The organism is Snodgrassella sp. (genome assembly GCF_024103505.1).
Lineage (GTDB): Bacteria > Pseudomonadota > Gammaproteobacteria > Burkholderiales > Neisseriaceae > Snodgrassella > Snodgrassella communis.
The window spans coordinates 236,321-249,691 of the sequence record NZ_JAGGIJ010000002.1; the positions used below are offsets into that span (position 1 = coordinate 236,321).

Below are 13,371 nucleotides of genomic sequence, written 5' to 3' on the forward strand. Positions count from 1 at the left end.
ATGGTTTAGTTATTGCTCCATTTGAAGCCGATACCGGCATTAAAGCCAACCTCTTTGCCTGTGGTGGAAACACCAGCACCCCAGCCAATATTACCGCCATTGCTGATTGCCTTATAGTTGGCGCCTACAGCAGTATAGCCACGATAGTTACCAACACCCACACCAACTGCCTGTTCACCGGCATTCAGAGATGGCAGATAAGCACCGGATAAGGCCATGGCTAATGCAGTACCAGAATAAGCACGACGTTCAGTACGTTGCAAACGCTCATTTACCTTATTCACATATTTATTGACGTTATTAATCTGATTATTAACACCTTTAAGCTGAGCCACATTCACAGCATCTGTGTCCTCAGTACCTGCCGCAACTCCGGTTATCTGACGGTATTCACCATTCGCTGCATCACCTACCGATACCGCGCCATAATGCTTACTCGTTGTTTTACGGATTGCGTCTGCCTGCTGCTGCGTTGCCGTTACCGGAATATAACCTTCTTTTCCGGCTACCCTATCCGCTACTGATCCGGCTCCCAGTGCAACACCTCCGGCTTGTTTTACCTGTGCACCGTTGCCTAGCGCAACAGCATTGGTTTCTGACGCACGTGCATCATTACCTATCGCAATGGCTGCTGTACCACTGGCCAGTGAAGCTCCGCCTATAGCTATCGAATCATTACCCCGAGCCGCTGATGCTGCTTTTGCAGAATTAATCTTGGCATACTTCGTACCATCATTGTGTATATTATTCAGCGCCTCAGCTACACTTTTTGCTGTCTTATCGGTTCCATCAGTAGCAGAAGTACTGTAGCTTGGCGTCACAATACCACCACTTACTGAATTAGGCGTACCCAGTGCTGATGCTATTGAGTTAATACTACTGCTAATTGAAGTTGACAGGCTGATCAGAGCATCGTGTGAAATATTGCCTGTAGGCAAGCTATTTACCCGTGTCGTCAGATTATCCAGATCGTTTTTCACATCCCACAGCTGGCCTGCATTAACTGCATCGGTAGAATTTTTTGCGATATTGCCACCAGCTACATTGATAATTTTTTTCTTTCCGTTTTCTTCGCCATGGCTTGCATCATAGGCTTTCAGAGAGCTATTCCATTGCAATGCATCGGCTTTCAGGCTACTAATATCGGTATTTTGCAGCTTACTGGTTATCGAAGACAGACTGGATAAAGTGGCGGTAGATAAGCTGGCCAGATCACTTTTCACAGTAAACAACTGTCCGCCCACTACTACTTCATGCGAACCCTCTACAATATCACCACCTTCCACATTAATAATCTTGCGATAAATGGGGGCACGAGTCAGATTATTTGGTTTTCCGGCATCAAATCCGCCTTCATCATTATTCCATTGCAGGGTGTTCTCTTTCAGATAATCAACCTCTTTACGAACTTCCTGACTTGCAGTAGACAAACTGCTCAGACTGGCACTCGTACTACTTGTCAGCTTATCCAGACCGTCTTTGGCTGTACTCAGACTAATTGACAGACTATCGTATCCGGTCGATATGGAGCTACTGATGTTGTTGATTTCGGAAATCACTGTTGTCGAAATTACTGTTGACAAACTGTTCAGGCCTGTTGAAGTAGAGCTGGACAGGCTGAAGAGCTGGCTGCCATTGATAGCATCAGTAGAATCTGCTGCCATACGGCCCGCTGCCACATTACTAATGCGCTGTGCTACACCATTATGGCTGGCATCATAGGCATTCAGAGAGCTGTTCCATTGCAAGGCATTCTGCTGTAATGAAGTCAGATTCTGATTAGTGGCGCTCAGACTGGCCGTTAAGTTGTTCAGATCGGTTGTTGTTGACAACGATAGACTGCTCAAACCAGTGCTGACACTAACCAGCCCTGCCTGAGTGACAGTCGACAGACTATCCAGACGGGTATTTGCTGCATTCAGACCAGACACAGTAGATGATGACAGACTGCTCAAACCGGTGCTGGTACTGTTCAGACCTGTCTGCGTCAGTGTTGACAGACTATACATCTGAGCGCCGTTAACGGCATCACTTGAGCCGGCACTAATGTTGCCACCAGTAATCCCTGTTAATTTCTGAGCAAAACCATCACGAGTTGCATCATAGGCGGTGCCATTCCATTGCAGCGCATCTTTCTGCAATGCAGCAACCTTACCAGTAGCAGAATCCAGTCCAGTTGACAGACTGGATACATTTTTATTTACCGTACTCAGACTATCGGCCACGATGCTAGACAGGCTGCCGAGCTGATCGTGAATAACGCTACTCAGATTAGTCGACAAACTGCTCAGACCGGTTGAAGTAGAGTTGGACAGGCTGAAGAGCTGGCTGCCGTTGATGGCATCAGTGGAATCCGCAGTAACATAACCAGCTGCTACATTGGTAATGCGCTGTGCACTGCCGCCATGGCTGGCATCGTAAACACCGCCATTCCATTGCAAGGCATTAGCCTGCAAAGTAGCCAGATCCTGTTTAGTGCTGCTCAGTCCGGAAGATAGGCTGCTCAGTCCGGTACTGGTGCTGGACAACCCTGTCTGAGTGACAGTCGACAGACTATCCAGACGGGTATTTACTATATTCAGACCAGATGAAGTAGACTGTGACAGACTGCTCAAACCGGTGCTGGTACTGTTCAGACCTGTCTGTGTCAGTGTTGACAGACTGTGCATCTGGGCGCCGTTAATAGCATCACTTGAATCCGCACGAATATCGCCACCCATAATACCAGTCAGTTTCTGAGCACTGCCATTGCGCGTTGCATCATAAGCACCATCAGAACCAATGCTACTATTCCACTGCAATGTATTTTGCTGTAACAAGGTGACATTGTTATTAGTAGTACTCAAGCCAACAGATAAACTGGATACATGGCTGTTTACAGTACTGAGGCTGATAGAAACCGTGCTCGACAGACTACCCACCTGATTGTTGGTAATATTACTCAGGTTAGTCGATAAACTGCTCAGTCCGGTTGAAGTAGAGTTGGACAGGCTGAAGAGCTGGCTGCCGTTGATGGCATCAGTAGAATCTGCTGCCATACGGCCCGCTTCCACATTGGTAATACGCTGCGCGCTGCCACCATGGCTGGCATCATAGGCTGCACCATCCCATAGCAATGCATTTTTCTGTAATGCATTTACTTTGGCATTAGTTGAATCCAGAGCATTATCCAGTTTAGTTGACAACGATCCTAGACCGGTTTTCAGCGTTCTATTCAGATTATCTGACAGATTAGACAGACCCGTTTCAGCTGTAGTAGATAAAGTTCTTAATCCACTATCTAGACTGGTAGATAGGCTGCTGACAGCAGTATTGGTGGTAAACAGCTGGCCACCAGTAACCACATCGCTGGAACCCGATGATAAAGAAGCATCAGCCACATTGGTGATTCTTTCTTTTCCGCCTGCTACGCCATGACTGGCATCATATGCTTCACCATTCCATTGCAGTGCATTTTTCTGTAATAGACTTACATTGCTGATAGTAGAGCTTAGATTATTATCGACAGCAGTGGAAAGAGAACTCAAACCACTAGACAGCGACTTATTCAGGCTAATTGAAAGATCACTCAGGCCAGAAGAAGCCGAACCAGACAAACTACTCAGCCCATTAGACAAGCGATTATCCAGATTGCTGATACTGGTATTGGTATTGAACAACTGTTTACCGGTTACAACATCGCTGGAATCGGCATCTAGTGTAGCATCCTGAACATTGGTAATCTTTTGTACGCCATTTGCAACACCATGGCTGGCATCATAAGCTTTGCCGTTCCATTGCAAAGCATCCTGCTGCAAACTTGTGATATCAGAATTAGTAGTACTCAAACCATTACTGAGTGCAACAGACAGGCTGCTGAGCCCCTTAGCAGATAAACCCTCTAGTGAAGTAGACAAACTACTCAAACTGGCTACTGTCGAGCTAGAAAGAGTATACAACTGCTTACCCGTTACAACATCTGTTGAATCTGGTGCAAGATTACCATCCAATACATTGGTAATGCGCTGGTTTTCATTTTCATATTTGGCGCTGTAAGCCTTATCAGCACTACTCCATTGCAAAGCAGATTTTTGCAGAGCAGTGATATCTTTCTGACTACCATCCACAAGTGTAGACAAGCTATTAATAATCGAGGTAGAAGAGCTATTTAAAGCTGTACTTAAGCTACTATAACCTCCACTAATTGATGTAGATAATGAATTCACATCAAGATTAGTTTCATATAGCTGCGCACCAATAACCACATCAGAAGAATTTGGTGTTACATCACCTCGAGCCACACCAGTAATTTTCTGCTCAGCACCATCTTTATTACGCGCGTCATATGCTGTTATATTTGAATTCCATAACAGTGCCTGATTTTTTACCTCTGTTATTTGAGCTTTGCTGTCAGCTAACTCTGAGCTAAACGAGGTTTTAACATCATTCAGTTTAGTTACAGTAGCAGTAGAAAGGCTGAACAACTGGCCACCATTAATTACATCAGTTGACCCCTGATCAGTATTACCAGCTTTAACATTGGTAATTTTCTGCGGAGCATCATTATGGCTGGCATCATATGCATTATTTTTCCACAGCAGAGCATTACTTTGCAGCGTACCAACACTATCATTGATACTGCTAACCACTGTAGACAGGCTACCGATATCTCTTGAAGTTGAAGTATTCAGTTGGTCTGACAAACCACTCAACCCACTAGAAACACTTCCACTTAAAATAGCCAGATTTGAATTGGTTGTATACAGCTGGCCGCCATTAACCGCATCGCTGGATGTAACAGATGTAATATCACCAGCGGCAACCTGAGTAATTATCTGTGCACTACCCGCACGGGAGGCATTAAAAGCATTACCTTCCCATTGTAACGCATCAGTTTTCAGCTTCTGAATGCCTGTAGCTGTAATAGAGCTCAAACTGCTTAAGGCTACACTTATACTGCTATTATTAGTACTGATAGAACCTGATACATTATCTACTTTTTGGGTAAGCGCTCCAGAAAGGGTTGTAATCTTGCTGTCAATTTCTGTCGACAGTGTTAATAGCTTCGTATCTGCCTCTTGCAAACTCGTTGCAGTGTTTGTTGACAGTGTACTGATCTTGGTATTGGTAGTATATAACTGCGCGCCGATAACCACATCACTGGATGTACTTGATTCTATATCACCAGCAGCCACATTAGTTATCTTACGATCTATTCCGCCATATTTGGCATCATAAACACCGCCCTTAATCTTTAAAGCTAGATCATCAAGACGCTCAATACTGTTGCTGGTTGAAGTTGCCAGTTCCTTAATCTTCTCGTTAGTGCCTTTAATTTCTTGCCCGACAGAATCGGATACTTCTTTTATCCGCTGTTTTAATTGACTCTCACTCTGTGTAATGGCAGTAGAGAGACTAGAGATACTGGAATTAGTTGTAAACAGCTGTCCACCATTAACTACATCAGTCGATGTGGCAGAAGAGGTATCACCGGCAGCAATATTTGTAATTTTCTGTAATTTTCCGTCGCGGCTAGCATCGTATATATCATTTTTCAGCTGCAACGCATCACGATTTAACTTATCAATACTGGTTGAAACGCTATCAATAGTGTTGTTGAGTTTATTCGTTGATTGAAACAGTTTCTCATTAACGGAAGTAGACAATTTCTCAAATTTATCTACTGCAGTAGAAATACTGCTTCCCGCAGTAGAACTTAAACTGGATAATGCCGTATTTGTAGAATACAACTGTCCGCCATTAATGGCTTCAGTTGACCCCGGCGCAGAAGTATCACCGGCTTCAACATTAATAATTTTTGCTGCTTTTCCCCCGTGTGCCGCATCATAAGCCTGTTGATTCGAATTCCATTGTAATGTATCTTCCTGCAAATGTTGAATACTGGTTGAAACCGAATTACTTACCGAAAATAAACTAGTAGAGATTGTACTAATGCGGCTATCAACGGAAGTTACAAAAGTACTCAGGCTGGAGTTAACTGACGAAATACTTGTAGAAGTAGATAAACTCAGATTAGATAAATTACTGTTAAGCGTACTTAAACTGCGTGAGGTTGAAGAAGACAGTGAGGAAAGACTGGATGACGTGGAACTATCCAGACTTCTTAACTGCGCCACATTTACAGCATCAGTATCCTCTGAACCTGCTGCCAGCCCGGTAATCTGCCGAGTGATGCCTCGTTCAACATTACCAATAGCCACGGCGTTTTCTGTGCTTGTCCATACTGATGATGATAGTTCGTCGGCACGAGTAACACCAGCCGAAGGATTATATCCGGTTTTACCTTTTGCTGTAGCAGCCACAGAATCGCTACCCAGAGCTACACCATTATCAAGAATGACCTTAGCATTTTTACCTATAGCAACACCATTAATTCCGGAAACCTCAGTATAATTACCCAGAGCCAGAGCATCAGCGGCACTGACTTTAGCGGCATTACCCACTATCATGGCACCGCTGGCTTTTGCAGAAACGGTATTGTTATTACCCAATATCCTGACATTATCGGCTTTATCTGAGCCAGCAGAATCAATTTCAATAGTATTCTGATTACCAAATACGCCAGTATTGTTAGCAGCGATCACACCGTTCTGATTACCGAAAGAATAGCTTCCGTCACCTTTTACTTCTGTTACTCCGCTAGCATCTGCTGACGTTTTACCATTTACTCCATCATATAGAGTAGTTGTAGCAGAACCACCAATAGCGCCAGAACCTTTGCCGCTGACTTTATTGGCTGAACCAATACTGATACTTTGTTCGCCCGTTGCCTCAGCAGAATTACCGATAGCCACAGCCGAATGTTTTTGAGCCTTTGCCTGTACGCCTAATGCTACAGTACCATCTTCACTGGCCTCAGACATCAGACCAGCTGCCACACTGCCCACACCTTTAGATGTAGCTACTGAACCCAAAGCCACACTGGAAACACCGGTAGCCTCAGCGCCAACACCAAAAGCAATTGAAGCACGCCCAGAAGCCAGAGCTGCCGTTCCGATAGCCATTGCACCACCGGCGGTAGCAGTAGCATTAGTACCGAAAGCCACTGAATAGTTACCACTGGTATAAGAACCACAACCGGAGGCAAAAGAATGGACGCCATAAGCTACCGGCATTTTACTTTTAGAACCACCAGTGAGGGTTCCCTGCATGGCTGCAGTATTAGCATTTACAACGCCGGTGTTTGTACCATATGGATTTTTATTGTTAAATGCCCGATTTTCAGCAAAGCGATTATATTCTTCTAATGCGCTTATTTCATTAATGCCATCACGACCAGGTTCTCCCCTACCCGCAACATCATCAGCACCGCAGGTAAGACGAGCGTCAGGAAGCAGCGTACCATTACCACTATTTGCAAAATCATTGGCACCATTAAGAATAACAGAACCGTGGCTGGCGTGTTTATAGCCAGATTGAGGCAAACCATTATCACCTCTGTTATCACCCCCGATAATCGCTGTGTTAGCAGCATATACAGTTGCTGATAGTAACGATATATTCAAAACTGAGGCCACAAGACTCAGTCTGAAAATTGAACTAAATCTGGACTTACTGCTTATTAGGCCAGCAGCAGGCAAAAAGGAAACTGTATCAGATTTAGTCCTGCTTTTAGCTAGTTCGGAAGCAGCTACCCAAGTCTGGGTTGATTCATTCCATATAGCACGATATATTTTATTCAATTGGTTTACTCCTGATTAGAAATCATGCCGTCAAACAAATTTTAGATAACTAATAGATATAGTTAAAATTTAAAGTTAAATCTTTAAGTAATATAACATAAATATTTGTTTGCATGAAGTAAATAAGAGCAGATAACAATTAACTGGATTCAATAGCAGCTATTTTTTTATAATTATAAATATTTGAAAGATATATATATTTAAAATATTAAATTTTTATATTGTACATATATCTATGTTTATTAAATACATTGTTTAGACAACATTATTGTCTTATTAACACCACAATTTCCCGATTAACAGCTATTTACCCTGATTAAAAAATAATTACCAATTGGCATATTTTTAAATACTGGCAAAAAATCATTGATTATCAAAAATTCAATCCGCTAAAAAAGGGACAATTTATTTAAAATCAGACCATACCGTATCAAGCGTAGAAAAATGGCTGGTTAGCACATCAACCAGCTACTAGCAATAAAGCGGTTAAACACGATAACCGGCATGATTAGCGGCTAGTGTTAAAGCATATAGAAAATTCTGCCAGTCATCCTCACACAATAATGATTATTCGTTTTATCAGATCTAAAATTTGCTTTGGATAATATGCAGATACATTAAGATGCTAATAAACAGCAGACAGATCAGTTCTGTCTGCAAAACAATAAAATTTTCAGCCAGCACCATAACAATATAACAAATACTATTACTGCGCCATTTGCTTTTCAACATCAATTAAAGCCCGGCGGGACAGAGCCAGATTTGCTCTACTGCTGTCTAGGACAGAATACAAAAACAGGCTGCCCAGCTTTTTCAGCGGCCGGATCAGATGATATTGATGACCAAGGGTAATCAGTATATCTTCAATTTCATCGTTCAACTCCAGCATCTGCATGGTTTTGATTTTTGAGCGGATAACTTCGGTACTGCTGGCTGCGGCAATTTCCAGATCAATTTTATTGATAGCACTACCAGCCATCAGCATCCCATTATCATAATCAACCACTGCAGCTGCCAGTGCACCTTCTACGTTGAGTAATTGTGCTACAACAGCCTGATAATTCATTTTCTTATCCCCGAATAGTGAATATACATAAGCCAGATGATACCTATATTGGCTTTGCTATTTTAACGGTGTTGGAATTATAGCATATTCTGTGTCTGATTAATGCTATATTCTCTTTAGGCTACCTGAGGCAGAGGATGAAAAGCTGAAGACAATTGTCGATTATGTGGAAAAGTTACCCACTCATACGTTTCCGGCTGAGCCAGTAATTTACGCAGCAGCGCATTATTTATTGCATGGCCGGATTTATAGCCTTCAAAAGCACCGATAACCGGATGACCAAGTATATAAAGATCGCCGATGGCATCCAGAATTTTGTGACGCACAAACTCATCCGGATAACGTAAACCTTCCGGATTAAGAACATCCATATCATCAATTACAATCGCATTACTCAGGTTTCCCCCCAGCCCCAGATTGTGGCTGCGCATCAGCTCCACTTCCTGCATAAACCCAAAAGTCCGCGCCCGCGATATTTCATCCACATAAGACTGCCCAGCAAAATCAATCTGAAAAGTCTGGTTGCTGCGATTAAAAACCGGATGATCAAAAGCGATAGTTAAGGTAACCTGAAAACCATCATAAGGAGTAAATCTTACCCATTTATCACTTTCTGTAAGCATGACCGGCTGCTTAATCCGTAAAAACCGTTTTTCAGCAGGCTGATCAATCACTCCGGCATCCTGTAACAGATAAATAAAAGGTAAACTGGAACCATCCATGATGGGAATTTCCGGCGCATTCAGTTCCACAAGAATATTATCAATACCATAGGCTGCGAATGCCGACATAATATGTTCTATAGTACCGATACGAATACCATCTGTTGTGACTACAGTGGAAGACAGACGCGTATCATTAATCAGTTCAGGCGTCAGCCGTACTATCCGCCCCTGTTCTCCGGCCAGATCAATCCGCCGGAAACGAATACCACTATCCGATGCTGCCGGATGCAGTCTGAGCCGTACCCGTTCTCCAGAATGCAAACCCACACCGGTAACACTGATACTTTTTGCTAGTGTACGCTGCAACATGTCTATATTCCTGCTTAATCCGATTGCACTATGGTAGCGAATTTCCCCAATCTAAGTAATGAATTTTATCAAAAAGTGGATAAATTATCGCTATCAGCATTCTTTTTCGGCAGTTATTCACAAGCAGACTAATTTCTATCAAAGTTATCCACATAATCCACAATTCATACCCCGAAGCAGGTTTTGACTTGTTAATACACAATCACATGATTAATTTGAACTTTTTAAGTTTTCCACAGGATGTATGGCTTCTTCTTTATCCCCATCCTTTTATTATTTATATTTTTATTTGAATAGTAATTCAATACTACACATGTTTTCTTAACCCGGTAACTTCAACAATATTGTCTTTAATCTGAAACAAAACATCCCAATCAAGTAAGTGCATAATAAAAATCTTGTCTGCATGATGCTGATGTGCAGGCCGCGGATCCTGAGCCAGACTCTGGGTAACTAATTGATAGTAATTTGAATCTAAAGAAAATAATGCCAGTTGTTCTAAAGCTGTCTGCGACCAGTACACGCTTAGTAATTCACGCTCATGTGCAAAACCACAATTTACATCTGGTTTAGACTCAACAAAAGGAATATAGGGTTTGATATCAATAACGGGAGTCTGATCCAGAAAATCCACCCCGCTTACATGCAAACGGATCTGTGGACAATATTCAATCTGCTCAAGTTTAACCAGTGACAGACCAAGATGGTTCGGGCGGTGCGGACTGCGAGTGGCAAAAACGCCTTTTTTTTCTTTTCCGCCCAGTTTCGGTGGTCTGATCAAAGCTTGCCAGCCATCTTTAATGGTTGCATGAAAAACAAACTGTACCCAGATATAGTCGTAATCATTTAATCCGCGCACACAATCAGCGGTGAATTCTGCAGACAAATCTATATATGCCCGTGCTGCCGATACCAGACCCGGCTGCCGGGCAACACCAAACTTTTGTTTATACGGAGAATAAACGTAGCCAATTGGTTGGATCGTCCAGTGCACATGCGGCACTGTGGAAAAAGAAGACATAAAACCGGACACCATATTATTTATCTGAACAGCAACTATTATATGAAACAAGTGTATATATATGTATATAAATTGTGGATAAAATATGCAGCTTATTATTTAGATTGGTATTTAATTTTAAGCAGATTTTTTTTCACAGTTGATAACTGCTCACTGCCCACTTTTTACCATTGAAGTAGCTGGCTTTGAATTAAAACTAAGTTTATTTAACATGTTGATAATTATTAATAAATTTACATTTTGCTTAGCTGGTGTCAATTGCTCGGCAGCATTCTGGCGTATATAAATGCTCTGATTGTGGATAATCAGTATCGCTGGCGCACTGATGGCTCCACATTAATTGTCGCTATGTGGATATTGTCTGGGATTGCGCTTAGCCTGAATAATGTAAAGATCAAGCTTAAATACAGTGGCTGATTACAGTATTATCCTTAGCTGTTAATAAACCTGTCAGAGTAGGGTAGTGGTTAAATATATAATTAATATTATTAATTTATCTTCCTGTCTGGCATGTTTCGTAATCAGTCAAGAGTGCATAGCTGGCGGAAAATATCGGTTATCGTTATTGATTAAAATATTGTTCAGCAGGGGCTGCAATGTGTGAAGGAATGCATCTATGGCTGCCAACGGATATTATCCACAGGCTAATGATGCCAGTAGAATGTTACTACCGGCTAATTATCGTCAGCTTACCTGTACTTATGCTACTATGTCAGGTTAGTTAAGAATTATGGTAACAGTTGAATCATATTAATTGGCTGATTTTCTATATTAGGATGGTTCGGATGAAAGTATTGGTAGCAGTAAAACGCGTTGTTGATTACAACGTCAAAGTACGCGTAAAAGCAGATGAATCAGATGTGGACATTGGTAATGTAAAAATGTCGATGAATCCGTTTGATGAAATAGCGGTGGAAGAGGCTGTACGTTTAAAAGAGGCAGGCAAGGCTACTGAAGTGGTTGTGGTATCGCTCGGGGTGAAACAGTGTGAAGAAACCCTGCGGACAGCTCTGGCCATGGGCGCTGATCGTGCTATTCATGTGGAAACGGATGAGGAACTCCAGCCACTGGCTGTCGCTAAGCTGTTAAAAGCTGTGGCCGCTATAGAACAGCCACAGTTATTATTGCTGGGTAAACAGGCAATTGATGATGATGCCAATCAGACTGCGCAAATGCTTTCAGCCTTAATGCAGCTTGCTCAGGGCACTTTCGCCAGTAAAATAGAACTGGCTGGCGATGAAGTACTGATTACTCGCGAAATTGATGGCGGGCAGGAACGGCTGGCGCTGACCTTGCCTGCGGTAATCAGTGTTGATCTGCGCCTAAATGAACCGCGCTATATCAAGCTACCCAATATCATGCAGGCTAAAAAGAAACCGCTGGAGAAAAAAACAATAGCTGAGCTGGGCGTGGATATCAGCCCTCGGCTGATACAGCTGAAAGTGACTGAACCGGCCGCCCGTTCGGCAGGTATGATGGTTGAAAATGTAACCGAACTGGTGGACAGGTTACATAATGAAGCTAAAGTTTTTTAAAGGAGATACCAATGTCAGTACTGATTATTGCTGAACAGCAGCAATCCTGTCTGGATGAGGCTACCTTGTCTGCGGTATCAGCCGGACGGCAACTGGGTGAAGTAGATATTCTGATTGCAGGACATAACGTGGCTGAGATAGCCATGCAGGCTCAGCAAATAGATGGTGTACGCAAGGTTTTGCTGGCAGATGCAACTGTCTATGCTCACGCTCTGGCAGAAACATTGGCTCCGCTGGTGGTGCAACTGGCTGACTCATATAGCCATATTATTGCTGCTGCTACCAGTTTTGGTAAAAATCTGCTGCCGCGCGTTGCTGCCTTACTTGATTGTGCCCCCGTTTCCGACGTAACGTCGATTGTAGATACGCAAACCTTTATTCACCCGATTTATGCCGGCAATGCATTACAGACTGTGCGCAGTCAACAGTCAAAACAGCTACTTACTATTCGTACAACAGCATTTGCTCTGGCCGAACTTACTGGCGGACAAGCTGTTATCGAACATATTGCTCCTGTGGCCGTACCACAGCTGAGTCGTTTTATCGATCTTCAGCTGACAGAATCCGAACATCCGGAATTGACCACAGCTAAGATCGTGGTAAGTGGCGGGCGCGGGCTTGGCAGTGCAGAAAATTTTGCAGCTTTGCTGAATCCGCTGGCCGATACCCTGAATGCAGCTATTGGTGCTTCGCGTGCAGCTGTAGATGCAGACTATGCCCCAAATGATTATCAGGTAGGGCAGACTGGTAAAATTGTGGCACCCGATTTATATATTGCTATTGGTATTTCTGGTGCTATTCAGCATCTGGCCGGAATGAAAGACAGTAAAGTAATTGTGGCTATTAATAAAGATGCAGATGCGCCTATTTTTAAGGTTGCTGATTACGGCTTGGTGGCTGATTTACATACCGCTGTTCCTGAACTCATTCAGCAGATAAAAGCAATTGCCTGCTGAATTGGTGATTACAGATATAGCAATGTTTCACGTGAAACATTACACTATGTAGCCAGTATGGTAAGTTGATTACTCAT

The 13,371-nt window shown here is 42.9% G+C and carries 6 protein-coding genes and 1 pseudogene; 2 read left to right on the forward strand and 5 right to left on the reverse strand.

Annotated features, from left to right (window positions below; genetic code table 11):
* Nucleotides 1-5: 5 nt before the first annotated feature.
* The 5 genes and pseudogenes from J6578_RS03900 to tsaA all read right to left on the reverse strand — a co-directional run bounded on the left by J6578_RS03900 (nucleotide 6) and on the right by tsaA (nucleotide 10,776).
* Nucleotides 6-7,505: a YadA-like family protein gene (locus J6578_RS03900; protein ID WP_287953939.1), complete on the reverse strand. Its 7,500-nt coding sequence runs from the start codon at nucleotides 7,503-7,505 to the stop codon at nucleotides 6-8.
* Between the two features lie 93 nt (nucleotides 7,506-7,598).
* A pseudogene (locus tag J6578_RS10300) lies at nucleotides 7,599-7,682 on the reverse strand (ESPR domain-containing protein); the annotation flags it as partial.
* Between the two features lie 706 nt (nucleotides 7,683-8,388).
* Nucleotides 8,389-8,748: a hypothetical protein gene (locus J6578_RS03905; protein ID WP_093093779.1), complete on the reverse strand. Its 360-nt coding sequence runs from the start codon at nucleotides 8,746-8,748 to the stop codon at nucleotides 8,389-8,391.
* Between the two features lie 116 nt (nucleotides 8,749-8,864).
* Nucleotides 8,865-9,782, reverse strand: a complete 918-nt coding sequence (gene lpxC / locus J6578_RS03910; RefSeq protein WP_287953940.1) for a UDP-3-O-acyl-N-acetylglucosamine deacetylase — start codon at nucleotides 9,780-9,782, stop codon at nucleotides 8,865-8,867.
* A 307-nt stretch (nucleotides 9,783-10,089) separates the two neighbouring features.
* Entirely contained in the window at nucleotides 10,090-10,776 is a 687-nt protein-coding gene (gene tsaA / locus J6578_RS03915; protein ID WP_287953966.1) for a tRNA (N6-threonylcarbamoyladenosine(37)-N6)-methyltransferase TrmO, read from the reverse strand.
* 812 nt (nucleotides 10,777-11,588) lie between these two features.
* Between tsaA and J6578_RS03920 the strand changes: the two genes are divergently transcribed.
* Together J6578_RS03920 and J6578_RS03925 are read left to right on the forward strand one after the other, a co-directional pair.
* Complete coding sequence (locus tag J6578_RS03920) at nucleotides 11,589-12,338, forward strand: electron transfer flavoprotein subunit beta/FixA family protein (protein WP_093093783.1); 750 nt, start codon at nucleotides 11,589-11,591, stop codon at nucleotides 12,336-12,338.
* An 11-nt stretch (nucleotides 12,339-12,349) separates the two neighbouring features.
* Nucleotides 12,350-13,294 (forward strand): electron transfer flavoprotein subunit alpha/FixB family protein, encoded by a 945-nt coding sequence (locus J6578_RS03925; protein ID WP_287953941.1) that lies wholly within the window; start codon nucleotides 12,350-12,352, stop codon nucleotides 13,292-13,294.
* Nucleotides 13,295-13,371: the final 77 nt, after the last annotated feature.

Excerpts from the sequence above, each read along its gene's own strand:
- J6578_RS03905 (WP_093093779.1), bottom strand. The coding sequence starts at position 8,748 with ATGAATTATCAGGCTGTTGTAGCACAATTACTCAACGTAGAAGGTGCA.
- lpxC (WP_287953940.1), bottom strand. The coding sequence starts at position 9,782 with ATGTTGCAGCGTACACTAGCAAAAAGTATCAGTGTTACCGGTGTGGGT.
- J6578_RS03920 (WP_093093783.1), top strand. The coding sequence starts at position 11,589 with ATGAAAGTATTGGTAGCAGTAAAACGCGTTGTTGATTACAACGTCAAA.
- J6578_RS03925 (WP_287953941.1), top strand. The coding sequence starts at position 12,350 with ATGTCAGTACTGATTATTGCTGAACAGCAGCAATCCTGTCTGGATGAG.